General features: G+C 72.3%; 19 protein-coding genes. 9 read left to right on the forward strand and 10 right to left on the reverse strand.

Annotated elements, in window-relative coordinates; all coding sequences use genetic code 11:
• Positions 1–351 precede the first annotated feature (351 nt).
• Together AC07F0_RS17795 and AC07F0_RS17800 are read right to left on the reverse strand one after the other, a co-directional pair.
• Positions 352–1,878 (reverse strand): leucyl aminopeptidase, encoded by a 1,527-nt coding sequence (locus AC07F0_RS17795; RefSeq protein WP_478979862.1) that lies wholly within the window; start codon positions 1,876–1,878, stop codon positions 352–354.
• Between the two features lie 144 nt (positions 1,879–2,022).
• Positions 2,023–2,169 carry a hypothetical protein gene (locus AC07F0_RS17800; protein WP_478979863.1) on the reverse strand — a complete coding sequence of 49 codons (147 nt, stop codon included), beginning with the start codon at positions 2,167–2,169 and terminating at the stop codon, positions 2,023–2,025.
• Between the two features lie 424 nt (positions 2,170–2,593).
• Here AC07F0_RS17800 and AC07F0_RS17805 point away from each other — a divergent pair, with 424 nt between their 5' ends.
• Entirely contained in the window at positions 2,594–3,370 is a 777-nt protein-coding gene (locus tag AC07F0_RS17805; RefSeq protein ID WP_478979865.1) for an endo alpha-1,4 polygalactosaminidase, read from the forward strand.
• Here AC07F0_RS17805 and AC07F0_RS17810 read toward each other — a convergent pair.
• Together AC07F0_RS17810 and AC07F0_RS17815 are read right to left on the reverse strand one after the other, a co-directional pair.
• Positions 3,330–3,941: an RDD family protein gene (locus AC07F0_RS17810; RefSeq protein WP_478979866.1), complete on the reverse strand. Its 612-nt coding sequence runs from the start codon at positions 3,939–3,941 to the stop codon at positions 3,330–3,332. The genes AC07F0_RS17805 and AC07F0_RS17810 overlap by 41 nt on opposite strands.
• An 82-nt stretch (positions 3,942–4,023) precedes the next feature.
• Entirely contained in the window at positions 4,024–4,806 is a 783-nt protein-coding gene (locus AC07F0_RS17815; protein WP_478979868.1) for an adenosylcobinamide-GDP ribazoletransferase, read from the reverse strand.
• Between the two features lie 60 nt (positions 4,807–4,866).
• Here AC07F0_RS17815 and AC07F0_RS17820 point away from each other — a divergent pair, with 60 nt between their 5' ends.
• A complete protein-coding gene (locus AC07F0_RS17820; RefSeq protein ID WP_478979869.1) occupies positions 4,867–5,631 on the forward strand; it encodes a hypothetical protein in 765 nt (254 codons plus the stop codon).
• Between the two features lie 787 nt (positions 5,632–6,418).
• On the opposite strand, the gene cobT is transcribed toward AC07F0_RS17820, so the two are convergent.
• Positions 6,419–7,618 (reverse strand): nicotinate-nucleotide--dimethylbenzimidazole phosphoribosyltransferase, encoded by a 1,200-nt coding sequence (cobT, locus tag AC07F0_RS17825; RefSeq protein WP_478979871.1) that lies wholly within the window; start codon positions 7,616–7,618, stop codon positions 6,419–6,421.
• 170 nt (positions 7,619–7,788) lie between these two features.
• Between cobT and AC07F0_RS17830 the strand changes: the two genes are divergently transcribed.
• Positions 7,789–8,835: a class I SAM-dependent methyltransferase gene (locus tag AC07F0_RS17830; protein WP_478979873.1), complete on the forward strand. Its 1,047-nt coding sequence runs from the start codon at positions 7,789–7,791 to the stop codon at positions 8,833–8,835.
• A 72-nt stretch (positions 8,836–8,907) separates the two neighbouring features.
• Here the strand turns inward: AC07F0_RS17830 and AC07F0_RS17835 are convergent, their stop codons facing one another.
• Entirely contained in the window at positions 8,908–10,107 is a 1,200-nt protein-coding gene (locus AC07F0_RS17835) for a bifunctional adenosylcobinamide kinase/adenosylcobinamide-phosphate guanylyltransferase (RefSeq protein WP_478979875.1), read from the reverse strand.
• Positions 10,108–10,330: 223 nt separating this feature from the next.
• Between AC07F0_RS17835 and AC07F0_RS17840 the strand changes: the two genes are divergently transcribed.
• Entirely contained in the window at positions 10,331–10,543 is a 213-nt protein-coding gene (locus AC07F0_RS17840) for a hypothetical protein (RefSeq protein WP_306967594.1), read from the forward strand.
• A 39-nt stretch (positions 10,544–10,582) separates the two neighbouring features.
• On the opposite strand, the gene AC07F0_RS17845 is transcribed toward AC07F0_RS17840, so the two are convergent.
• Positions 10,583–11,284, reverse strand: coding sequence for a class I SAM-dependent methyltransferase (locus AC07F0_RS17845; protein WP_478979877.1), 702 nt, complete (start codon positions 11,282–11,284; stop codon positions 10,583–10,585).
• 83 nt (positions 11,285–11,367) lie between these two features.
• Entirely contained in the window at positions 11,368–11,967 is a 600-nt protein-coding gene (locus tag AC07F0_RS17850; protein WP_436731711.1) for a DUF3043 domain-containing protein, read from the reverse strand.
• Between the two features lie 336 nt (positions 11,968–12,303).
• On the opposite strand from AC07F0_RS17850, the gene AC07F0_RS17855 reads away from it, so the two are divergent.
• The 5 genes from AC07F0_RS17855 (at position 12,304) to AC07F0_RS17875 (ending at position 18,767) form a co-directional block, all read left to right on the forward strand.
• Positions 12,304–13,089 (forward strand): PspA/IM30 family protein, encoded by a 786-nt coding sequence (locus AC07F0_RS17855; RefSeq protein WP_478979879.1) that lies wholly within the window; start codon positions 12,304–12,306, stop codon positions 13,087–13,089.
• A 23-nt stretch (positions 13,090–13,112) separates the two neighbouring features.
• A complete protein-coding gene (pspAA, locus tag AC07F0_RS17860) occupies positions 13,113–13,391 on the forward strand; it encodes a PspA-associated protein PspAA (protein ID WP_478979881.1) in 279 nt (92 codons plus the stop codon).
• A 204-nt stretch (positions 13,392–13,595) separates the two neighbouring features.
• The gene (locus tag AC07F0_RS17865) at positions 13,596–14,813 is read left to right on the forward strand and encodes a sensor histidine kinase (RefSeq protein WP_478979882.1); all 1,218 of its coding nucleotides are present in this window, start codon (positions 13,596–13,598) and stop codon (positions 14,811–14,813) included.
• Positions 14,810–15,490, forward strand: a complete 681-nt coding sequence (locus tag AC07F0_RS17870) for a response regulator (RefSeq protein ID WP_478979884.1) — start codon at positions 14,810–14,812, stop codon at positions 15,488–15,490. Before AC07F0_RS17865 ends, AC07F0_RS17870 begins: the two co-directional genes overlap by 4 nt.
• A gap of 160 nt (positions 15,491–15,650) precedes the next feature.
• Entirely contained in the window at positions 15,651–18,767 is a 3,117-nt protein-coding gene (locus AC07F0_RS17875) for an efflux RND transporter permease subunit (RefSeq protein WP_478979886.1), read from the forward strand.
• Between the two features lie 64 nt (positions 18,768–18,831).
• Here the strand turns inward: AC07F0_RS17875 and AC07F0_RS17880 are convergent, their stop codons facing one another.
• Positions 18,832–23,862 (reverse strand): tetratricopeptide repeat protein, encoded by a 5,031-nt coding sequence (locus AC07F0_RS17880; protein ID WP_478979887.1) that lies wholly within the window; start codon positions 23,860–23,862, stop codon positions 18,832–18,834.
• Positions 23,855–25,291 carry an esterase/lipase family protein gene (locus AC07F0_RS17885; RefSeq protein ID WP_478979889.1) on the reverse strand — a complete coding sequence of 479 codons (1,437 nt, stop codon included), beginning with the start codon at positions 25,289–25,291 and terminating at the stop codon, positions 23,855–23,857. Before AC07F0_RS17885 ends, AC07F0_RS17880 begins: the two co-directional genes overlap by 8 nt.
• Positions 25,292–25,315: the final 24 nt, after the last annotated feature.

The following is a 25,315-nucleotide window of genomic DNA, read 5'->3' on the forward strand; positions in this document are numbered from 1 at the left end:
CACTGACCGGCAGGCGGCTGGTGTCCGGCCGCTCGTTCTTCGGCCCTTCGGTGGGGCCCTGTCCTGCCGAGCCCCATCTTCGCACTTGTCAGCACAGAAGGAGACGCCGGGCTGCTGTGTGAGACGCCCCACGTTCACGCCGTCCTGCGACGGACGGCGGGGGCATGTCCTGAAAGGGGCGCGGGGCTGTGTCTGATCTGCGGCTCCGCCGCGCGGGCGCGACCAGCTGCCACGCTGGCCTATGACGGACGGCGGGGGCATGCCCTGAAAGGGGCGCGGGGAACTGCGCGACCAGCCCCCACGCCCCCGCACTCGTCACACAACCGACGAGACCGAGCTCTCAGGCGGAACTCAGCCCAGGTCGCCCGAAGCCGTCAGCTCGGCAAGCCGCACCAGCGTCCGCACGGCAGTGCCCGTCCCGCCCTTCGGCGTGTACCCGAACGGTCCGCCCTCATTGAACGCCGGACCGGCGATGTCGAGGTGCGCCCAGGTGATGCCCTCGCCCACGAACTCGCGCAGGAACAGCCCGGCGACCAGTCCGCCGCCCATCCGCTCGCCCATGTTCGCGATGTCGGCCGTGGGCGAGTCCATCCCCTTGCGCAGGTGCTCCGGCATCGGCATCGGCCACGCCGGCTCCCCGACCTCCTCAGCCGCCTCGTACAGCGCCGTACGGAAGGAGTCGTCGTTGCCCATGATCCCGAACGTCCGGTTCCCCAGCGCCAGCACCATCGCCCCGGTCAGCGTCGCGACGTCCACGATCGCGTCCGGCTTCTCCTGGGACGCCGCCCACAGGGCGTCGGCCAGCACCAGCCGGCCCTCCGCGTCGGTGTTGAGCACCTCCACCGTCTTGCCGCTGTACATCCGCAGCACGTCACCCGGACGGGTCGCGGACCCGGAGGGCATGTTCTCGGCCAGGGCCAGCCAGCCGGTGACGTTGACCTCCAGCCCCAGCCGGGCGGCCGCCACGACCGCGGCGAACACCGCGGCCGCACCGCTCATGTCGCACTTCATCGTCTCGTTGTGACCGGCCGGCTTCAGCGAGATGCCGCCCGAGTCGTACGTGATGCCCTTGCCGACGAAGGCGAGGTGCTTCTTCGCCTTCGAGGAGGTGTACGACAGCTTCACCAGGCGCGGGCCCGCCGCCGAGCCGGCCCCGACGCCGAGGATGCCGCCGTAGCCGCCCTTCTCCAGGGCCTTCACGTCGAGCACCTGCACCTTGATGCCGTGCTCCTTGGCCGCGGCCTGGGCGATCGCGGCGAACGACTCGGGGTTCAGGTCGTTCGGCGGCGTGTTGACCAGGTCGCGGGCGCGGTTGAGCTCCTCTGACACGGCGACGGCACGCTCGATCGCGGCCTTGTACGCCTTGTCGCGGGGCTTGCCGCCGAGCAGGGCGACCTCGGCGAGCGGGGCCTTGCCGTTCTTCGCCTTGGGGTCCTTGCCGTTGCCCTTGTAGGCGTCGAAGGAGTAGGCGCCGAGCAGCGCGCCCTCTCCGATCGCGCCGGCGTCGGCGGCGTCCGCCAGGGGGAGGGCGAAGGCGGCCTTCTTGGACCCGGCCAGGGCGCGGGCGGCGACGCCGGCGGCCTTGCGCAGGGCCTCGGTGTCGTAACCGGTGTCCTTCTCGGGCACCGGGCCCAGGCCCACCGCCAGCACGAGCGGTGCCTTGAAGCCGGACGGCGCCGGCAGCTTCGTCGCCTCGCCCTCGGCACCGGAGGCGCCGAGGGTCTCCAGAACGCCGGCGAGCCTGCCGTCGTACGCCTTGTCCACGGCCTCGGCGCCCGGCGCGACGACCGGCCCCTTGGCACCCTTGGCGACACCGATCACGATGGCGTCGGCCCGCAGACCGGGCGCCGCGGCGGTGCTGAGAGTGAGAGCAGTCACGGTGGTGAAATCTCGCTTCCGATGTGAAGTTGCTGTGGTCGAACGCGGTGTGGGTCGACCGGGCCCGACAGCCGACCCTATTGCGACCTCAGGGTTCGGATATCACGGGGCCTTCCCCGGTGCGGCGAACACTCGACGACGAGACTACGCGCGTGGTCGTGTTCGCTCATTTCTGCGGGCTTCACCCGGCGATGGCGAAGTGGCCATTTCCTGATCCTTGATGCCGGTGAACTGAGTCACACTCACCGCGATCCGGTGAGCGCCCTGCTCGCCGCTTTGCATGATGTCCACGGATCCTCCTCTGTCCGACCGCAAGGGGATCCCTGGGATCCACTGGGGGAGGAACCAGGGCGCAGCGTGCGCGCGGCTGGAGAAGCACGGCCGCCGCGGTGACGGTGGCCGACATGATCACGGCGGGCGCGGTGACGCCCGGGGCGGCAGCCGCGGCGGACTTTCCCGCACGCCGGCCCCAAGCCGGCTGAAGCTCTTCGGCCCGGTCCCACCCGGCGGCGAGGCCTACCGCACCCGCCTGGAGAAGCTCGCCGCCGAACCGGGCGTCACCGACGCCTCACCTTCGAGGGCCGCATCACCGAGGTCCGGCGGGCCTACGCGCCGGGCACCTGGTCATGCTCTCGTCGATCTCCGAGGGCAGGGAACCGGAGATCATCCTTGGGGCACCCCTGCCGTACACCCTGCACACCGCGGAGAACGGCCCATGAGACGCCCCCTGCTCGCCGTCCTGCTCGTCCTGCTGTTCGCGGGCTGCACCCAGGGCCCCGACGACAAGCCCGGACCCCGCTGGCGGCCCCGCCCCGGCACGGCCTGGCAGTGGCAGCTCAGCGGCCGGCTGGACACCTCCGTCGATGTGCCGGTCTACGACATCGACGGCTTCGACCACTCCGAGGCCACCGTCGCCCGGCTGCACCGCGGGGACCGCAAGGTCATCTGCTATCTGTCCACCGGCGCCTGGGAGGAGTTCCGCCCGGACGCGAAGAAGTTCCCGAAGGCGGTTCTCGGCCGGGGCAACGGCTGGGAGGGCGAACGCTGGCTCGACATCCGCCGCACCGACGTCCTGGAGCCGATCGTGGCGGCCCGCATGGACATGTGCCGTGACAAGGGCTTCCACGCGGTGGAGCCCGACAACATGGACGGCTACCGCAACGACACGGGCTTCCCGCTGAGCGCCGCCGACCAGCTCCACTACAACCGCCTCATCGCCCGCCTGGCCCACGACCGGGGCCTGGCCGTCGGCCTGAAGAACGACCTGGAGCAGATCCCGGAGCTGGTCGGCGACCTCGACTTCGCGGTCGACGAACAGTGCGCCCAGTACGGGGAGTGCGGGGCCCTGAAGCCGTTCGTGGAGGCGGGCAAGGCCGTCTTCCACGTCGAGTACGAGGTGCCCACCAGCCGCTTCTGCGCCGACTCCCGCCGCCTGAAACTGAGTTCGCTGCTCAAGAAGTACGAACCAGGGGCGTGGCGACAGGCATGCTGAGGCCGATCCCCGTGACCGCCGTGCCCGCGACCCGGTCGGCGAGGGATCGCCGGCTGGGGGAGAGCACCGGCAGCGCGTTCAGCAGGAACAGCACCACCGCGACCGCCCACGCCAGCACCGACAGCACGACCTGCCCCTCGACCAGCAGCACACAGGCCACGGCGTACACGGCGACGTCCGCCACCGTGGTGACCGCGGCCCGCCGCGCCGCCCTGAGCCTGCGCGGGAGGTTCGGGGTGACCTTCAGCCCGGCCAGGGCCTTGCCGACCGTGCGTCCGGCCACTGCCAGGCACACCCACTGGTAGAGGAACACCGTCAGCACCAGCAGCCCGAAGGCCTGCTCGACGTACAGCACCGACTTGTCCCACAGCGTCAGCCCCAGGTCCTGGGAGGCGTCGAGCACGTCGCCGCGCGAGGTCAGCAGATCCAGGCCGCTGCGGGTGGCCAGCTCGGGCACGTCGGTGACGAGCGCCGAGATCCTGTGGAAGGTGAGCACGGCGAGCGCCGAGGCCAGGGCCACCACCAGTGCGAAATCGATGAGCCAGGCCAGGGCGCGGCGCAGCTTCGGCATGAACATCCCCCGATCACTTGTGTGTCGGGGCAGGAAGGTAGCGGCTGGGCGGCCCTTGCGGGAGACGGACGAGGAGATCGTTTCAGCCCAGTGACAGAAGGACCAGCGCCGTGGTCGCCGCCGTCTCCGCCAGACCGCCGAAGACATCCCCGGTGACCCCGCCGAAGCGGCGGGTGCAGTGGCGCAGCAGCACCTCGGCGGCGGCCAGGGAGAGGACGACCGCGAGCACGCTTCGGACCATGCCGTACGGCCCGAGGAGGGTACCGGCCGCTGTCGCGGCTCCCGCGACGGCCACGGCGGCGGCCACCGCCCCCCGCACCGGCACCGCACCCGCCACCGCCGCCCCCAGCCCCTCCGGCCGCGCCGCCGGCACCCCGGCCCGGGCCGCCAGGGTCAGGGCCAGCCGCGCGACCGTCGCGGAGACGACGGCGGCACACGCGCCCCGGGCCCAGGAGGCGTCATAGGCCTGGGCGAGCGCGGCGGCCTGCGCGAGCAGGGCGAGGACGAGGGCGATGACCCCGAACGGTCCGATGTCCGACTGCTTCATGATCCGCAGGGCGTCCTCGGGGGGCTTGCCGCTGCCCAGCCCGTCGGCGGTGTCCGCGAGACCGTCGAGGTGCAGCCCCCGGGTCAGGACGGCGGGGACGGCGACGGTGGCCACGGCGGCGAGCAGTCCGCCCGCGCCGAGGAACAACAGCGCCAGCCCGGCGGCGGCAGCGGCGGCACCCACCGTGAGCCCGGCCAGCGGAGCGGACAGCATGCCACCGCGCGCGGCCTCCCGGTCCCACCGGGTCACCCGGACCGGGAACACCGTGAGGGTGCCGAAGGCGAAGCGGAGACCGTCGAGGGGCGATGTTCTGGGCACCGGCGCAGGCTACCCGCGGGTCAGAAGAGCGGATGCGGCGGCCGAGGATAAAGTTCACATATGGGATGGCTGGAGCGGAACATCATCGAACCCGGCAAGCTGCCGTTGCTCCTCGCGCTCGTCTCCTTCGTGGTGACCTTCCTGATCACCCGGGGCATCACCCGCCTCATCCGGGCGGGCAAGGGCCCCTTCCGCAATGTCAGCAGCAGCAGTGGTGTCCACGTGCACCACGTCGTCCCGGGGATCATCCTGACGATCGCCGGCGGCTTCGGCGCGGTCGCGAGCGGCCAGCACGGCTTCGGCTCGGGGCTGGCCGCGGTGGTCTTCGGCATCGGGGCGGGTCTCGTTCTCGACGAGTTCGCGCTGGTCCTGCACCTGGCCGACGTCTACTGGAGCGAGGCCGGCCGCAAGAGCGTCGAGATGGTCGTCCTCACCGCCTCCCTCGTCGGACTGCTCCTGCTCGGCTTCTCGCCCCTGGGCGTCGACGGCCTCTCGGACGACCAGGAGCAGAACCGCGCCACTGTGGTCCTGAGCATCGTCGTGAACTTCCTGTTCGCCCTCATCGCCCTGTTCAAGGGCAAGACCCGCCTCGCGGTCTTCGGCGTGATCGTCCCCGTCATCGCCCTGATCGGTGCCGTACGGCTGGCCCGCCCCGGCTCCTACTGGGCCAAGCGCTTCTACCGGCGCCGCCCTCGCGCCCGCGCCAGGTCCGGCCTGCGGGCCTACCGCCACGACCGCCGCTGGCTGGGCCCCCGGCGCGCGTTCCAGGACTGGATCGGCGGCGCGCCCGACCCGCAGCAGCCCCGGTCCCTCGAACACCACTGACGTGCCGCCGGCGCAGCGCAGCGCCCGCGCACACCACCAGCACCGCCGCGATCGCCGCCAGGTGCTCCTTGCCCGCCAGGTTCTCCTTCACGGCGATCTCGGCGACCATCGCCACGATCACCGCCCCGGCCGTGGCGTACGCGCGGTAGCGCCAGCCCAGGCAGACGGCCAGTCCCACCACCGCCGCCGACGGCCCGGTGTCCACGACCCGGGCGTCCGAGGCGGGCAGGCCCAGCGGGGAGTCAGGGCCCAGCCAGATGCCGAGGCGGGCGTAGAGCGTGCCCGCGAGCGTCGCGAGGTACGCGACGATCAGCGTCCGGCGCCGGCCCAGGCAGAGTTCCGCGATGCCGAACACCAGCAGCAACTGCGCCAGCGCGCCCCACACCGGCAGGTCCAGCGCGGGCACGAACAGCGACAGCGGTGTCCGCAGGAGCGCGAGCCACAGCGGGTCCTCGGCCCGAACCGCCCCGATGTCCTGCACGAACCGGTAGCCCCAGGACTGGTTGTGCACCACGTGCAGCGCGGCCGTGAGGCACACGGACGCGACCGCCATCGGCACGGCCCGCAGGCGCCGCTCCCGCAACGGCCCGCGCACGGCCGCGTACAGCGGCCCCCATTCGGCACGGGCCCAGCGGGCGAGCGTGGTCATCGGGTCGTCCTCGTCCGGATCTCGGTACGTCGGGTGTGCGCGGTGCCTGTGGCTCAGTCACACCGGCACCACACGCGAAGACCGACCGGAACGGAACGAAGTTGAGCCAGGTGCGCGTGACCAGGATCTCCCGGGACGCTACTGCTCGGAGGGAACCTCGGAGGCCTCGGAAGCCTCGGAGGCCTCGGAAGCCTCGGAGGCCTCGGAAGCCTCGGAGGTCTTGGACGCCTTGGAGTCCTCGGTCGCCGTCGAGTCCTCGGACACCTCCGAGCTCCCCGGCGCCTCGGACTCCTTCGGCTTCTCGGGCAGCTCCGCCGCCAGCGCCGCCGCGGCCTGTACCAGGGGGAGCGCGAGCAGGCCGCCCGCGCCCTCGCCGACGGTCACGCCCTGGGTCAGCAGCGGCTCCAGAGCCATCCGGTCCAGCGCCTTGGCCTGCCCGGGCTCGCCGCTGTCGTGCGCGGCCAGCCACCAGTCCGGCGCCCGGAACGCGATCCGCTGCCCGACCAGCGCGCACGCGGCCGTCACGACCCCGTCGAGCACCACGGGCATCTTCCGCACCGCGCTCTGGAGCAGGAAGCCCGTCATCGCGGCGAGGTCGGCGCCGCCGACCGCCGCCAGCAGCTGCAACTGGTCCCCGAGCACCGGCCGGGCCCGGCGCAGCGCGTCGCGGATCGCCGCGCACTTGCGCATCCACGCCAGGTCGTCGATCGCCAGCCCGCCCCGGCCGGTGACGACCGACGCGTCGACCCCGCACAGCGCCGCGATCAGCACGCCCGCCGCCGTGGTCCCGCCGACGCTCACATCGCCGAGCACCACCAGATCCGTACCGGAGTCGGCCTCCTCGTCGGCCACCGCGGCACCGGCCCGGAACGCCGCCTCGGCCTCCTCCGGGGTCAGCGCGTCCTCGACGTCGATCCGCCCGCTGCCGCGCCGCACCCGGTGCCGCACGACGTCCTCGGGCAGCGCCTGCGGGTCGCAGTCCAGGGCCATGTCGACGATCCGCACCGGCACGCCCAGCCGCCGCGCCAGCACCGACACGGGCCGGCCGCCCTCCAGCACCTGACGCACCAGCTCCCCGGCGCCGCCCGCCGGCCGGGCCGAGACGCCCAGCTCGGCGACGCCGTGGTCACCGGCGAAGAGCACCACCCGCGGCCGTTCGATCGGCCGCACCGGCACGGCCGACTGCGCCGCGGCCAGCCACTCACCCAGGTCATCGAGGCGGCCCAGCGACCCGGGCGGCACGATCTGCCGCTCCCGGCGCGCCTCGGCGTCACGGCGCACCCCGCCGTCCGGACGCTCGATCAGATCGGTGAAGTCGTCGAGATTAAGCGAGCTCATTCGCCGAACAGTACCGGCACCGGTCGAACAGCAGGGCGCCACATCGCGACTCCACGCAGGCGACGTCGTTGCACCCGGCATCCCTATCCCATACGTTCCGGTTTGCAGTGGATTGCCGTATGTGGTTCGTCGGACGTCCCTGCCGTACGCCTCGCGCCCGGGAGCCGCCCATGTCCGCACATCCCGCCTCCTCCGCACTCCCCACTCCCCAAGCGACCGCACGGGTCCACGAACCGCGTCGCGAGGACTGCCCCTGGTGCGGCTCCGCCCGGCTGCGGAACCGGCTGCGCACCGGTGACCTGCGGCGGTACAACCCGGGCAGCTTCACCGTCGACGAGTGCCGGGACTGCGGCCACACCTTCCAGAACCCCCGCCTCACGTTCGAGGGCCTCGCGCTCTACCACCGGACGGTGCGCGGAGAGCCCCGGGACGTCGCGGCCGACACCCTCCTCGCGCTGCGTGCCGGCCGGTTCCGCCACCGCTCGGCCGCCCGCGCGATGCTGCGGTTCGGGGAGCCGGAGAGCTGGCTGGACGTGGGCACCGGCCACGCCCGCTTCCCCGTGGCGGCCCGGGAGTTCTTCCCCTACACCTCGTTCGACGGCCTGGACCACACCCCGCGCGTGGTCCGCGCCCGCTCGGCCGACCGCGTCGAGGAGTCCCACGTGGGCCGCCTGACGGACCCCCGGATCTCCGCTCCCCTGCGCGCCCGCTACGACGTGGTCAGCATGCTCCACCACCTGGAGGGCACCCCCGACCCCCGAGCGGAGCTCCACGCCGCCCTCGAAGTCCTGCGCCCCGGCGGCCACCTGCTCATCGAGACCCCGAGCCCCCGCAGCCTGTTCGCCGCGCTCCTGGGCCGCTGGTGGCTCGCCTACGACCAGCCCCGCCATCTGCACCTGCTCCCCCCGCGCAACCTCCGCGCGGAACTGGAGGCGGCCGGCTGCACGATCGCCCTCCTGGACCACCGCCCCGTCCACATCCCCCACGACCTCTCCGGCGCCATGGCCCTGGCCCTCTCCCACGCCCTCCCCGCCCCCGACACCCCGTGGCGCGCGATCCCCCCACCCCTGGCCCACCGACACCTGCGCGAGGCCCTGCTGCGAGCGGGCATCCCGCTCGTGGCCCTGGCGGCGCTGGCGGACCACCTCATCGCCCCACTGGCCCGCCGCACCCGCTTCGCGAACACATACCGCTTGATCGCCCGCAAGCAGACCTAGGGCCTGTCTGCCTCCTCAGCGCCTCAAGGGCCTGGCGGTACCCCCAGGGCGGCACGGATGGCCGCGCGCCGTTCACCCCCGCAGCACGACAGCCTGCCCCGCCACCACCAGCAACACATGCTCACACTCCTCCGCGAACGCCGCGTTCAGCCGCCCGAGTTCATCCCGATACCGCCGCCCCGACGCAGTCGACGGCACGATCCCCGACCCCACCTCGTTCGACACGGCGACAACGGTCCGCCGAGTCGACCGCACCGCCTCCGTCAACTCCCGCACCCGCTCCCGCAACACCTTCTCCCCCCGCTCCGCCCACACCGCGTCGTCCCACGCACCCGCCGCATCCATCGCATCCGTCAGCCACAACGACAGACAGTCGATGAGCAACGGCGGCCCCTCCGCCTCCAGCAACGGCACCAGATCGCACGTCTCGACCGTCTGCCACGACCCCGGCCGCCGCTCCCGATGCGCGGCCACCCGCGCCGACCACTCGGTGTCCCCGTTCCGCGACCCGCCCGTCGCGACGTACAGCACGTCCGGAAAGGCCTCCAGCCTCCGCTCGGCCTCCACCGACTTGCCCGACCGCGCCCCGCCCAGCACCAGCGTCCGCCGCGGCAGGTCCGGCACGTCCTCGTACGCCCCCACCACAAGCGTCGTCCCGTCCGGCACGGCCCGCGCCCCGGCCGCCGCGAGCCGCCGCCCCAGCTCCGGCCCGGGCGGCACGTCGTGGTCCAGATGGACGGCGACCACATCGGTCGTCGGCCCCACCGCCCCCACCGCCCGCAGCTTCGCCAGCGCGTCGGGCCGCCCCACGACATCCACGAGCACCATGTCGTACGGCTCGGCCGGCCCCTCCAGCCCTGCCGGCGCCCCGCCGGGCGGCAGGTACAGCAGCCGCTGCCCCTCCGGCCCGGTCACCGCGTACCCCGTGCCGGGCGCGTCCATCGCCACCGCCCGCACCCGATGCCCCGTCAGCAGCGTCAACTCCCGCCCGTCCGGAACCCGTCCGGGTTGCGGCAGCCCGGCCGGCACCTCGACCGCCGGCCCGTCGTGCGGATGCGACAGCAGCACCTGCCGCACGCCGGTCAGGGAACGGCCCGCCCGCGCCGCCGCGAAGGCGGCCCCGGGCGTCAGGTCGAGCAGCAGCGCCCCGTCCAGGAGCAGCGCGGTGGCCGCCCGCGCGTCGGGGCCGAGGGCAGCCGCACAGGCCGCGCAGGGACAGTCGGGGCGGGGGAGTCCCGCGGGGGCGCCGGTGCCGAGCAGAGTCAGTTCCACGCCCCGATTCTCACCCGTCGCACGGGGTCATGCGTGATGGAGACGCCCCGATAGGGGCGCGGGGAACTGCGCGATCAGCCCCCCACGACCCGCACGCGCCCGACCCCCCGCACCCCGGAAGGCCTATAACGCCGAACCCAGCGGAGCGCATAGGCTCTGGACAGGAGCCGGACCAAGATCCGGCTTCCGCTGTGCAGTGTGCTCACACACATGGGAGGCGTACATGGCGGCATGGACGTGGCGGTTCGAGAAGACCGACGGGACGGAGGTCCAGCCCGCGGTGCCGCCGGAGGAGTTCCCCACCCAGGGGGACGCCGAGTCCTGGATCGGGGAGCACTGGAAGGCCCTGAAGGAGGGCGGCGCCGACCAGGTGCGGCTGTTCGAGGACGCCACGGAGATCTACGGGCCGATGAGCCTGCACGCGGCCGACGCGTGAGCCCGGGCGGGGGCCGACGGCCCCCGCCCCCAGCGGCTGTCAGCCGCGCACGCCGCACAGGTGCAGCAGCGCCGCCACCCCGCGGTACGGATCCGTCCGCCCGGCCTTCTCCTCCACCGCGAGCAGTGTCTCCACGTCGGCCGGGACATCGGCGCCGTCCGCCGCCGTGTCCGTGAACACCCGCACCCCGTACCAGGCGTGCAGCGGCGCCCCGATCCCGGCGAGCGTCGACGTCAGGTCCTTCAGCCGGTCGGCCCGTACGTCGAGCCCCAGCCGGTTGCGATAGGAGACCGTGTCGAACGCGGCCAGCGCGCCCGCCCAGTCGCCGGACAGCCCCGGCCGGATCGCCAGCGCGTCCCCGTTGCGCACGAGCAGGGACAGCAGCCCACCGGGCGCGAGCATCCGGGCCAGGCCCGCCAGCAGCGGGTCGGGCTCCTCCACGTACATCAGGACGCCGTGGCACAGGACCACGTCGAAACTGCCCGGCAGGAAGTGCACGCCGGTGTCCCGGCCGTCGCCCTCGATGATCCGCATCCGCTCCCGGATGCCCTCCGGCTCCCCGGCGAGGGACTCCCGGGCCACGGCGATCATCTTCGCGTCCTGCTCCAAGCCGGTCACCTGGTGCCCGGCCCGGGCCAGCCGCAGCGCCTGCGTGCCCTGGCCCATTCCCACGTCGAGCACCCGCAGCCGCTGCCCCACCGGGAACCGCCCGACTATCTGCTCGTCCAGCTGCCGGGCCACCAGCTCCTGCCGGACGACATCGCGCAGCCCGCCCAGCTTGTCCAGCCAGGCATCCGCCGCACCCCCGGAGAACGACGTCGCGGTCAGGGCCGCTCTCCGCGCTTGACCTGCGGCTTCGGCAGCCGGAGCCGGCGCATCTGGAGAGAGCGCATCAGGGCGTAGGCGACCGCACCGCGCCGGTTCTCACCCGCGAAGCGCTCGTTCAGCTGCTTCTTCAGGCGGAACGCCGTGACGAACGAGTCGAGCACGATCAGCACGATCACGACGAGCCACAGCAGCAGCGCGATGTTCTGGAGCGCGGCCACCCGCACCATGCTCAGCACGAGGATGACGACGGCCATCGGCAGGAAGAACTCCGCGATGTTGAACCGCGAGTCGACGAAGTCGCGCGCGAACCGGCGGACCGGTCCCTTGTCACGCGCGGGCAGGTACCGCTCGTCGCCGCTCGCCAGCGCCTGGCGCTGCCGCTCCAGCGCGCTGCGGCGCTCCTCGCGCTGCCGCTTGGCGGCCTCCTTCCGCGTCATCGACGTGTTGGCGACGCTGCGGCGCTGGGACTGGGCCTCACTGCGCTTGGGCGTGGGCCTGCCCTTCGGGGCCTGCGGGTCGCGGGGCTGCTTGGAGAAGTTCACCGGCGCCTTGTCGGCGGCCTGGGCCTTCTCATCCTTCGAACGGCTACGGAACACAAAACCCAAGGGTAAGGGCTTCCCGGGCATGGACCCCAGTCCCGCGGGGAACGATCCGGCAACACCAGTCGTCTGTAAGGGGACAGAGGGGACGTTGTGTACGCACCCGGTCGTTCCCGGGAGGTGCCGCTCCGGTTACCTGGGGTATCCCCGGTGACCCCGGGGACCACCTACTCCCTACGCCGGAGCGGGAGCGTGCTCAGTCGTCCTTGGGGATGAGCGCATCCGTCCCCGAACAGTGCGGTAATGGATGCAGGGCCCGTACTGTGGGTTCTGTCGCAGGTGCTGGAGCCGGAGTCGGTCAGAAGGGGGCGCGCGAAGCCCATGAGCGGTGTCATGAAGCGTATGGGGATGATCTTCCGCGCGAAGGCGAACAAGGCCCTTGACCGGGCCGAGGACCCGCGCGAGACCCTCGATTACTCGTACCAGAAGCAGCTGGAACTGCTCCAGAAGGTCCGCCGCGGCGTCGCCGACGTGGCGACCTCGCGCAAGCGCCTGGAACTCCAGCTCAACCAGTTGCAGTCCCAGACCACCAAGCTGGAGGACCAGGGCCGCAAGGCGCTCGCGCTGGGCCGTGAGGACCTGGCCCGCGAAGCGCTGTCCCGCCGTGCCGCCCTCCAGCAGCAGGTGACCGACCTGGAGACCCAGCACGCGACGCTCCAGGGCGAAGAGGAGAAGCTCACCCTCGCGGCCCAGCGGCTCCAGGCCAAGGTCGACGCCTTCCGTACGAAGAAGGAGACGATCAAGGCGACGTACACGGCGGCCCAGGCGCAGACCCGGATCGGCGAGGCCTTCTCCGGCATCTCCGAGGAGATGGGCGACGTCGGCCTGGCGATTCAGCGTGCCGAGGACAAGACGGCCCAGCTCCAGGCTCGCGCCGGCGCGATCGACGAGCTGCTCGCCTCCGGTGCCCTCGACGACCAGTCCGGGATGCACAAGGACGACATCCAGGCCGAGCTGGACCGGCTCTCCGGTGGTACGGATGTAGAGCTGGAACTGCAGCGGATGAAGGCCGAGCTGGCCGGAGGTTCGAGCGGTGGGCAGCAGGCCCTCGAAGGTGGCACGAGCCAGCAGCAGTCCCAGCAGCAGCCGCAGGACACCCCGCGCTTCGACAAGCAGTAGGGGCCCACGCCTAGGAGGGCGACATGATCGTACGGATCATGGGGGAGGGCCAGGTGAGGCTGGCCGACAGCCACCTCGCCGAACTGAACAGGCTGGACGACGAGCTCCTGGCGGAAATGGAGAACGGCGACGGCCCCGGCTTCCGCCGCACCCTCCAGGCCCTGCTGACCAGGGTTCGAGACCTGGGTGAACCCTTGCCGGACGACTTTCTGGAACCGTCGGAACTGATCCTCCCGTCCCCGGACGCGACCTTGGAGGAGGTCCGGGAGCTGCTCAGCGACGACGGCCTGATTCCGGGCTGACCCAGCTGCGGGCAGTCGTGCCTCCCCCAGTGCCGCAAGGGCCTGGGAGGTGCCCCCAGGCGGCACGGGTGGGCGCAGCGGCACCCCGCACCGCCGGGCTGCGCACCCACCCGGCCCCAGCTCCGACGCCGAGCACCTCACAACCGGCCTTCCGACCCCGGCCCCCATACCCCCGCACACCCACCCCGGCTACCGTGAACCCCCGTGAGCACCCTCCAGCGGGCCAAATGCCAGGCAAAGGCACATCCCCTGGCCATGGACGCCGTCCTGGCCGCGGCCGTCCTGGTCTGCATGGTCGCCGGCTCGTTCGTCGAACCCCGCCACCGCGACAGCGTCAGCTGGGCCCTGCGCACCCCCGACCCCCTCAGCCTCGTCCTCATGGCCCTCGGCGCCGCCGCCCTGGTCTTCCGGCGCCGCGCCCCGATGACCGTCCTGGCCCTCACCGGCGCCGTCTCCGTCATCGAATCCGTCACCGGCGACCCCCGCGCCCCCGTCGCCATGTCCGCGGTCATCGCCCTCTACACCGTCGCCTCCACCACCGACCGCCCCACCACCTGGCGCGTCGGCCTGCTCACCATGACTGTGCTGACCGGCTCCGCCATGGCCGCCGGCAGCCTGCCCTGGTACGCCCAGGAGAACCTCGCGATCTTCGCCTGGACCGGCATCGGCGCCACCGCCGGCGACGCCGTCCGCAGCCGCCGCGCCTTCGTCCAGGCCATCCGCGAACGCGCCGAACGCGCCGAACGCACCCGCGAGGAGGAGGCCCGCCGCCGCGTCGCCGAGGAGCGCCTGCGCATCGCCCGCGATCTGCACGACGTCGTCGCCCACCACATCGCCCTGGTCAACGTCCAGGCCGGCGTCGCGGCCCACGTCATGGACAAGCGCCCCGACCAGGCCAAGGAGGCCCTCGCCCACGTCCGGGAGGCCAGCCGCTCCGCCCTCAACGAACTCCGCGCCACCGTCGGGCTGCTCAGACAGTCCGGCGACCCCGAGGCCCCCACCGAACCCGCCCCCGGCCTGGACCGCCTCGACGAACTCACCGGCACCTTCCGCAACGCCGGCCTGCACATCGAGGTCGCCCGCGCCGACCAGGGCACCGCCCTCCCCGCAGCCGTCGACCTGGCCGCCTACCGGATCATCCAGGAGGCCCTCACCAACGTGCAGAAGCACGCCGGGCCGCAGGCCAAGGCCGAGGTCAGCGTCGTACGGGTGGGGCCGAACATCGAGATCACCGTCCTCGACGACGGCAGCGGCGAGGACGAGGACCCGGGCAGCGGCGGCGGGCACGGGCTGCTCGGCATGCGCGAACGCGTCACCGCCCTGCGCGGCACCCTCACCACCGGTCCCCGCTACGGCGGCGGTTTCCGCGTCCATGCGATCCTGCCGGTCAAGAACCGCACACCCGGGGAGGACCCCGCATGACGATCCGTGTCCTGCTCGCCGACGACCAGGCGCTGCTGCGCAGCGCGTTTCGCGTGCTCGTCGACTCCGAGCCCGACATGGAGGTGGTGGGCGAGGCATCCGACGGCCTGGAGGCGGTACGGATGACGAAGGAGCAGCGCGCCGACGTCGTCCTCATGGACATCCGGATGCCCGGCACCGACGGTCTCGCGGCGACCCGGATGATCAGCGCCGATCCCGACCTCGCGGACGTCCGGGTGGTCATCCTGACGACGTTCGAGGTCGACGACTACGTCGTGCAGTCGCTGCGCGCCGGTGCCTCCGGCTTCCTCGGCAAGGGCTCCGAGCCCGAGGAACTGCTGAACGCCATCCGGATCGCGGCCGGCGGCCAGGCCCTGCTGTCCCCGGCGGCCACCACCGGCCTGATCTCCCGCTTCCTCGCCCAGAGGGACCCGGACGACGACCGCGACCCGGCCCGCGGGGAACGGCTCGACTCGCTCACCGTCCGGGAGCGCGAGGTGCTGGTCCAGGTCGCGGGCGGCCACTCCAACGACGAGATCGCCGAGCGTCTCGAGGTCAGCCCGCTGACGGTGAAGACGCACGTCAACCGGGCCATGGCCAAGCTGGGCGCCCGGGACCGGGCCCAGCTCGTGGTCATCGCCTACGAGTCGGGCCTGGTCCGTCCAAGGGTGGAGTGAGCTCTGCCCGGGCGTACTGCGGCCGGAGTATGCGCCGCATAAGGAACGGGACTTGGGGCCTACGGATCGGTCCCCGCCGATGGCTCAGGGTGTAAAGGCGGGCGCTCATCTGCGCGCCCGTTGCCGCTTCTGCCGCTAAACAGAAGAGAGACCCTGACCCATGTCCTGGCTGTCGAGATTCAGCCTCGCGCAACGGGCCCTGATAGGGCTGATGTCGATCATCGCGCTCGTCTTCGGGGCGATCGCGATACCCCAGCTCAAGCAGCAGCTGCTGCCCACCATCGAACTGCCCATGGTGTCCGTGCTGGCGCCGTACCAGGGCGCGTCCCCGGACGTGGTCGAGAAGCAGGTCGTCGAGCCCATCGAGGACAGCCTCGAAGCCGTCGACGGCATCAGTGGCGTGACCTCCACCGCCACCGAGGGCAACGCCGTGATCATGGCGTCCTTCGACTACGGCAACGGCACCGAGCAGCTCGTCGCCGACGTCCAGCAGGCCGTCAACCGGGCCCGTGTCCAGCTCCCGGACGACGTGGACCCGCAGGTCGTCGCCGGCTCCACGGACGACATCCCGACCGTCGTCCTCGCCGTCACCTCCGACCGGGACCAGCAGGCCCTGGCCGACCAGCTCGACAAGACCGTCGTGCCGGACCTGAAGAGCATCGAAGGCGTCGGCCAGGTCACCGTCGACGGGGTGCGCGACCTCCAGGTCGCCGTCACGCCCGACGACGCGAAGCTCGCGAAGGCGGGCCTCACCTCGCAGTCCCTCGTCCAGGCGCTCCAGGCGGGCGGCGCGACCGTCCCGGCCGGCTCCTTCGACGAGGGCGGCGCCAACCGCACCGTCCAGGTCGGCGGGGGCTTCACGTCACTGAAGCAGATCCAGGACCTGATGGTCACGGGCGAGCCCGGCAGGGGCAAGCCGGTGCGCCTCGCCGACGTCGCCACGGTGAAGGAGCAGGAGGCCCCGGCCGACTCCATCACCCGCACCGACGGCAAGCCCAGTCTCGCCGTCGCCGTCACCATGGACCGTGACGGCAGCGCGGTCGCCATCTCCGACGCCGTCCAGGACAAGCTCCCGGACCTGCGGGGGGACCTCGGCTCCGGCGCGACCCTCACGGTCGTCAGCGACCAGGGCCCGGCCGTGTCGAAGTCCATCAAGGGCCTGACCACCGAGGGCGCGCTCGGTCTGCTCTTCGCCGTCCTGGTGATCCTCGTCTTCCTGGCCTCGATCCGCTCGACCCTCGTGACGGCGGTGTCCATTCCGCTGTCCGTCGTCCTCGCCCTGATCGTGCTGTGGACGCGCGACCTGTCGCTGAACGTCCTCACGCTGGGCGCGCTGACCATCGCCATCGGCCGGGTCGTCGACGACTCGATCGTGGTCCTGGAGAACATCAAGCGCCACCTCGGCTACGGCGAGGAGCGCCACTCGGCCATCCTCAACGCCGTCCGCGAGGTCGCGGGCGCGGTGACGTCCTCGACGCTCACCACGGTCGCGGTGTTCCTGCCGATCGGCCTGGTCGGCGGCATGGTGGGCGAGCTGTTCGGCTCGTTCAGCCTGACCGTCACCGCCGCGCTGCTGGCGTCCCTGCTGGTCTCCCTGACGGTCGTCCCGGTGCTGTCGTACTGGTTCCTGCGGCCCCCGAAGGGCACCCCGGAGGACGCCGACGAGGCCCGCCGGCTCGCCGAGGAGAAGGAGGCCAAGAGCCGCCTGCAGCGCCTCTACGTCCCGGTCCTGCGCTTCGCGACCCGCCGCCGGCTCACCAGCGTCGCCCTCGCGATCGTCGTGCTGGTCGGCACGTTCGGCATGGCACCCCTGCTGAAGACGAACTTCTTCGACCAGGGCGAGGTCGAGGTCCTCACCGTCAAGCAGGAGCTGAAGCCCGGCACCAGTCTGGAGGCGACCAACACCCAGGCCAAGAAGGTCGAGCGGCTCCTCGACGGCACCAAGGGCGTGAAGGACTACCAGGTCACGGTCGGCTCGTCCGGCTTCATGGCGGCCTTCGGTGGCGGTACGGACACCAACCAGGCCTCGTACCAGGTGATGCTGGACGACTCGGCGTCGTACGAGGACGTCCAGGACAGCATCGAGAAGGGTCTGGCCGGGCTGAAGGGCATCGGCACGACCACCATCTCCGCCGGTGACGGCTTCGGCGCCCAGGACCTCAGCGTGGTCGTGAAGGCCGCCGACGCCGACGTCCTGCGCACGGCGTCCGAGGAGGTCCGCAAGACGGTCGCCTCGCTCGACGACGTCACGGACGTCACCAGCGACCTCGCGACCAGCGTGCCGCGCATCTCCGTGAAGGCCAACGACAAGGCCGCCGCGGCCGGCTTCAACGACCAGACCCTCGGCGCCGCCGTCGCCCAGGCCGTCCGCGGCACCAACGCCGCCAAGGCGGTCCTGGACGACACCGAGCGCGACGTCGTCATCCGCTCGGCGAAGCCCGCGACGACGCTGAAGCAGCTTCAGGACCTGCGCCTGGGCGCGGTCGAGCTCGGCGACATCGCGACGGTCAAGCTGGTCGACGGCCCGGTCTCCATGACCCGCATCGACGGCCAGCGTGCGGCCACCATCACCGCCAAGCCGACCGGCGACAACACGGGCGCGGTGAGCACCAAGCTCCAGTCGAAGATCAACGCGCTCAAGCTCCCCGACGGCGCCACCGCGTCGATCGGCGGTGTCTCCGAGGACCAGGACGAGGCGTTCGCCAACCTGGGCCTGGCGATGCTGGCGGCCATCGCGATCGTCTTCATGCTGCTGGTCGGTACCTTCCGGTCCCTGGTCCAGCCGCTGATCCTGCTCGTCTCCATCCCGTTCGCGGCCACCGGCGCGATCGGCCTGCTGGTGGCCACCGGCACGCCGATGGGCGTTCCCGCGATGATCGGCATGCTGATGCTGATCGGCATCGTGGTGACGAACGCGATCGTGCTGATCGACCTGATCAACCAGTACCGCAAGCAGGGCTACGGCGTCGTCGAGGCCGTGATCGAGGGCGGCCGGCACCGTCTGCGCCCGATCCTCATGACGGCCCTGGCGACGATCTTCGCCCTGCTTCCGATGGCCCTCGGCATCACCGGCGAGGGCGGCTTCATCGCCCAGCCGCTGGCCGTGGTCGTGATCGGCGGCCTGGTCACGTCCACCCTGCTGACGCTGCTGCTGGTGCCCACGCTGTACGCGATGTTCGAACTCCGCAAGGAGCGCCGGGCGAAGAAGCGCGCGGCGAAGAAGGGCCTTGCGGCCCAGCGGGAGGCCGAGCAGGAGCAGGAGCCGGCGGGAGTGTGACGACTGCGCCCGCGAGGTGATGACGGCCGGGTCTCCGTACGAGACCCGGCCGTCAGTTTTGGATCTAGGGAGTGTCGTCCTGGGGCCGGGTGAGGGCCTGGATGAGACGCAGCCAGGAGGCGGCGTCCTGGCCGGGGCGGGCGCCGAGGGCGGCCAGTTCCGTGAGGAGGCGGGCGCGGGTCTCGGGCGTGGCGCCGGCGGCCGGAGCGTCGGGGCCGAGGGTGTCGGGACGGCCGCAGAGGAGGGCGGCGGCCCGGGCATGGACATGGGAGGACAGCGCGTCGCCGAACGCGTCCCGTTCCAGGGCGGAGGCATGGGCCAAGGCCTCGGCGTCCCCCTCGGCGACGGCCCGCTCGACATACCGCTGGAGACTCTCGCGGTGCTGGACGCGGTCGTAGGCGGTGTCGATGCCCTCCGTTCTGGCCATGTGGAGGAGGGCGGTGTGCGAGGCCGAGCCGATGTCCTCGAGAACGGCGTCCGCGGCCTCGTCGAGGAGGAAGTCGGCGTTCTCCTGGAAGAAGAGCCGTGACGCGCTCGGGATCTCGCAGTCCACCCAGTCCAAAACGGTGTCCTCGACGTGCAGGCGCCGGTAGGCGGGAGCGGCCCCCTCCGAGAGGATCCGCCGGCGCAGCGTGATGTGCTCCTCGGCGAGGAAGGTGAACAGCGCGCGCTCGGCCAGGGCCGCCGACGCCTCGTCCGAACTCAGCACCTCGGCGTGACGGGTCCAGAACTCCTGACTCTCGGGCCAGGTGGCCGCGGCCATCCACGTGTCCACCAGCGTCAGGACCTCGGCCCGGATCCGTATCCAGTCCGGCGGGGCGGTGGAGGTCGTCCGCCGCCACACCTCCTCGAACAGCAAGAGGTGGTCCGGGGCTTCCTGAGTGAACGCGCGGAGCTTGTCGCGTACGGACACGACGATGATGTCGGGCGTTTCTTCGCCGTCCCGGACGAGCACATCGATCAGCTGCTTCAGGCCGACGGCCTTGGACTCGCGCCCGGGAAGCCGGAGTTGGAAGCCCCCGCACTCCGCCTCCACGGAGCGCCCGGCGTCCGGATGCTCCCGGGCGAGTACGGCCGCGGCGTCGGAATAGAGCCGGACGGCCTCTGCCACGTCGCCGCGGCGGGCCATGTGGTCGGCGAGGTTGTTGAGCGAGGTGACGAGACCGGAGAAGTGCGCGGCGGGGTTCGTGCGGACGAGTTCGCACCGGATGTCGAAAGAGGCGCGGGCGAAGTCGACGGCGGCCCGGTCGTCTCCGGTGTCGGCCAGGCGGAGGGCGAGGTTGTTGAGGGCACCGGCCAGGTCGGGAAGGTGCGCGGCCCGGTTGGTTCCCGTGAGTTCCTCGTAGACGCGGACGGCTTCACGCGCGGTCCCGAGCGCGGCTTCGTGCTCCTGGTTGTCGGCCAGGTGGATACCCAGGTTGTTCAGCGCCATGGCGAGTTCGGGGAGGTGGGCGGCCCGGTTGTCGTCGGCGAGCCGGGTGTACAGCTCGACGGCTTCGCGGGCGGTCGTGAGAGCCCTTTCCCGATCCCCGCTCCGAGTCAGACAACCTGCCAGGTTGCTCAGGGTGCCCGCGAGCCCGGGGAGGTGGGCGGCGGGGTTGGTCCGGGCGAGTTCACGCCGGATCCGCACGGACTCGTGGGTGATCTCGAGGGCGGCCGGAGCGTCTCCGGTGTTGGACAGGTGGCGGGCGAGGTTGTTGAGGGCCGCGGCGAGGCCCGGCAGGTAGGAGGCGGGACTGGTCCGGGCGAGTTCACGCCGGATGCGGACGGACTCCCAGGCGGGCTCGACAGCGGACTCGGGGTCCCCGTTCCGGGCCAGGTGGCCGGCGAGGTTGTTGAGGGCCATGGCCAGGTGCGGGAGGTGGACGGCGGGGGTTGTGTCGGCGAGTTCACTCCAGATGCGGACGGCTTCCTCGATGGGATCGACGGAGGCCTGAAGGTCCCCGTTCTGGGCCAGTCGGATGGCGAGGGTATTGAGTGAGGAGGCCAGGCCGGGCAGGTGGGCGGTGGGGTTGAAGCGGACGAGTTCGCGTTGGATGCGGACAGCTTCCCGGGCCGGCGCGACGGAGCCCTGGAGGTCTCCGTTCTCGGCCAGTCGGGTGGCGAGGTTGTTGAGGGAGGCCGCGAAGTCGGAGAGGTGAGCCACGGGGTCGGTACCGGCCAACCGGGTGTACAGGCGGACGGCTCCCTCGGCGGCGGCGAGGGCGGCTCGGTGGTCCCCGTTCTGGGCCAGGTGGCCGGCGAGGTTGTTGAGGGCCATGGCCAGCTGGGGGAGGTGGGCGGCGGGATTGGCCTCGGCGAGTTCACGCTGGATGCGCACGGCGTCCTGCGCCGTCTCCAGGGCGGCTCGGTGGTCTCCGGCGTCGGCCAGGCGGCCGGCGAAACCGTGCAGGGCAGCGGCGAAACCGGGGAGATGAGCGGACGGGTTGGTGTCGGCGAGTTGGGCGTTGAGCTGGACGGCTTCCCGGGCGGCCGCGAGGGCGGCTCGGGAGTCCCCGTTGTTCGCGAGATGGTTGGACAGGTGGGTGACGGCCGTGGCCAGGTCGCGCTGGTGCACGGCCGGGTCGGTGCGGGCGAGTTCCCGCCGGATGGTGACGGATTCGCGGCCGGCCTCCAGGGCCGCCCGGTCGTCCCCGGCCCAAGCCAGGAGCGTGCCGAGCTCGTTGAGGGAGGCGGCCAGGTCGGGGAGGATGCCGGGGTCGGTCCGGGCGACCTCGCGGCGGATGCGGACGGCCTTGCTCAAGGGTTCGATGGCGGCCTGCCGGGCGCCGGACAGGTTCAGCACCGCGGCGAGGTTGTAGAGGGAGGAGGCCAGGACGGCGCCGTGCGTCTCGGGATCGGCCTCGGCCAGCCCCGAGAACAGTTCGGCCGCCTCGTAGGAGAGGGCCAGCGCGGTCTCGAGACGTCCTTCCGCCGAGAGGTAGGCCGCCAGGTCGTGCAACGCCACCGCGAGGAGCGGCAACGCGTTCTGGTCCCACTCGACGAGCCCGCGCAGCATGTCGATGCCCGGCTGACCTGCCCACACCGCGTGTCGCGGCAGCCACACCGCCACATAGGGATCGACCGCACTCCAGTCCCCGACCCGCGCGTCCCGCCGGACCATGTCCACGACCGTCCGGCACACCACCAGCCCCGCGTCCGCACCCGCCGGCCCTTCCCGCCCCCGCAGGTGCGACACGAACTCCCGGTGGTAGAGCCGGTACACGGCCTGGGCTTCCTCGCCGTCCTCGACGATGTACCGCCCGTACGCGGACAGCAGCCAGTCCACGTCGTCCTCGTCGTAGGCGGCATCCCCCAGCGCGGAGGCCACCGTCTCCCAGATGCCGCCCGCCGGCATGCCGCGCCCAGCGGCCCAAGCCAGTGCCGTCAGCAGGTCCCGCCCCGCCGAGGGAACTTCCGTACCGTCGTCCCGCACGCGCACCGGCCCGGACCGCAGGTCCTCCTCGAAGGCGGCCTCGACGGACTCCGGCAGCCCGGCCAGCAGGTCCTCCCGTACGACGCCCTCCCGAAGCCGGGAGATGAGGAAGCCGGTCACCAGCCGGGCGAACAAGAACCCCCCGTCGGCCTCGGTGGCCCGTTCCGCCAGTGCCCCGGCGACCCGGGAACCGTCCACCTCCGCCGCATCGCACCGCCGCCGCACATAGGCGGCGATGTCCCCCCGCGTGTCCGGTTCCCGCTCCAGGTCCACCGTGACGACACCCGCACCGATGTAGCGCTGGAGCGCCTGGGGGAGCGTCTCCCCGTCGGCCAGCTTGCTTCGGAACGGCCGCTCCCGTGAGCCGACCAGCACCGGGACCATACGGCTCAGCGGGAACACCAGCTCCTCGATCACCCCCTGCGTGTGCTCGGCCGGCACTTCGTCCAAGCCGTCGAGCACCACGACCGGAGGCACCGGCAGCTCCCGCAGCGTGGCCCGGAACGCGTCCACACTCCGCGGCTCGTCGAGCCGCAGCCGCGCCGCCAGCTCCGAAGCCGCCCGCAAGGCATCGAGCCCCCGCAGATGCACCGCCCCGAAGGACCGCGGATCCCGCACCCCGGGGTCCGGGTCGCCGTCTCTCAGTGCCCCCTGCCGTTCCGCGTCCTGCCGCGCCTGCGGGTCCGCGAGGGTGGCGATACGGCCCAGCACCGCCGACTTGCCGCATCCCGCCGGGCCGGTCAGGAGGAACAGCCCGGGCTCTCCCGCCTCCATCCAGTCGACGATCCGGCCGAGCACGCGCCGCCGCCCGGTGAAGAACCACCCCTCCTCGCGGTGCCCCACACCCCGCGCCGCGAGCACCAGATGCTCCACGAGTGCGGCGGGGGCACCAGGGTCGGACCTCGGGTTGGGGAACGCCGGACGCTCGTCCCCGACCGCGACCTTCTGCGGCGTCTGGCCGTCCTCCTCCCACTGGCTGCGTACGGCGGCCATCAGGTCGACCCCGGTGACCAGCTCGTTGTGCATGCTCCACGCGGAGAGGTAGTCACCGGTGGACGGGCCCTCGGCCAGTGCTCTCGACACCGCCTCCATCAGCGGGCCGTACCCCTCGGAGAGTTCACCGGCCCGGCAACTGGCCATCGCCCCCAGCCACTTCGAGCGGCCTTCCGACAATGAGATCTGCCGCAGATGTTCCAGAGCGACCTCCACGCCGGGAGCCAGGCCGGCGCCCGCGTGGCAGGTGTCCACGAAGAGCAGGATCTGGTCGGCGCCGGACGCCATCGCCGTGTCGACGAGCTGCTGTGCCGTGACGCCGTGCTCCCGCAGCAGCATCTTCCGCTCGAACGCATCCCCAGTGAGCTTCAGGTCGCCCAGCACCAACCGCAGGTCCCGGCCGTCCAGCTCTCCGTGGCCCGACCAGAGGATCAGCGCGGGCCCGTTTCCTCCCTCCCGCCGCCAGAAGGCGCGCCACTCCTCCTTCTCCCGCTTGAAGGTCGCCAGGTCGGGGTCCTCACTGTGGCCGATCACCCGCACGGCGAAGCCGAGTCGGCGCAGCCGCCCCGCGATGACGAGCATCTGCTCGCGCGCGCCCGCCAGCCGGCGCGATGGGGAGGCACCTTCGTGTGACTCGCACACCACGCACAGCGCGGTGCCCGCGAAAGGACCCGGCACATCACTCACGGCCGACGACCAGTACGAGCGCCGTCACCGTCTCCGCAGGGGCGTGCCGCGCAGCCACCCGCAACCGGTGCACTCCCGGCCTCAGCCCGGCAAACGCCGCGGAATACCGGCCCCCGCCCCGGTTCCGCAGGGGACGCACTGCGTCCTCGCCGTCCACCCGGACCCCGACCGCGAGCTCCTCGTACCCGGCCACCTCCCGGTCGACCGACACCTCCATCACGCACGGCTCACCCTCGACCATCACGTCCGGTACCGACACGCCGAGCGGTGCCCCTGCCTGCGCGGCCGCACGGTGCTGGGGCCGCTCCGGCGTGAGCCAGCCCCACACGGCCCACCGGACAGCGGCGTTGTTCTGGAGCGACCCGTGCTGCTCCCACGGTGTGTAGGCGGGTCGTCGTACCCCGGGAATCCGCGCGCTGGACAGACACGGCACCCGCCCGTCGCCGCCCTCGTCCACGCCCCTGATCGTCGGCAGCGCCGACAACCGGCCGTCCCGCTCGACGCCCGCCGTGGTCGGCGTCGGCTGGAGCACCCCGCTCACGGGCAGGTACTCAACGCCGTACGCGGCCCCCGCCCGGGACTCCCGCAGCGTGGTGTGGAACCCTCCCGCGTCCTTCAGCAGCCCCTCGTCCACCCCCGGCAGCCCCGCCACCTCACGTGCGTACCGCAGCTCCGGCGAGCCGGCATCGGCCAGACACGCGTAATCCGGAGACAGTTGGTGCAGCGACGGCAGGCTCCGCGCGAAGGGGGACAGGTCCAGCCGGACTCCCAGCCGGCCGAGCCCCGGCCGCAGTTCCTGCAATCGCAGCCCGTTGACCAGGTACAGCAGTGCGTCGAGCGACCCCCGGTACGGCGTCCCCAGCGTGATCACCCGGCGGGTGATCTCCGCGCCGCCGCCCTTCTCGACGTACCAGCGGGTCACCAGCCCGCCCATCGAGTGGCACAGGAAGACCACCTTGGCGTCGGCCCGACCAGGCGCCGAGTCCCGCCACCGGCCCAGCTCGTCCACCACCCGTTCGCCGAGCCTCTCGGCGTTGTAGCGGCACGACAGCCGCCAGTCGTACGCGAAGTCGATCAGGTTCGCCGGAGTGCGCGGGTCCGCACCCGGTGATCTCCGCAGGAGACCGAAGCACCGTTCCAGCCAGCGCAGCAGGTCGCTGTACCCCTCGACCAGAGGGGACAGGCCCGGCAGCCCGTGGACGTCGGGCACCAGCCCGACCGCCCGTACCCCGTCGCCGGGGTGGTCGTCCAGCAGCTCCCCGGGCAGGGCCAGCCCTTCGACCGACCGGCCGAACGTCCTGATGCCGCGTAACAGTGCCTGGCCCGAAGGCCCCCAGACCTCGCGGCCGTCCGCGTCCGCCAGGCGGCTCCCCATGATCCCCGGGACCACGACCACAAGATCGTCGACCCCGCCGCCCCGCGTCGCCATCCCGCCCCCATGCGTGCACACGTC

The organism is Streptomyces sp. NPDC045955 (genome assembly GCF_056430805.1).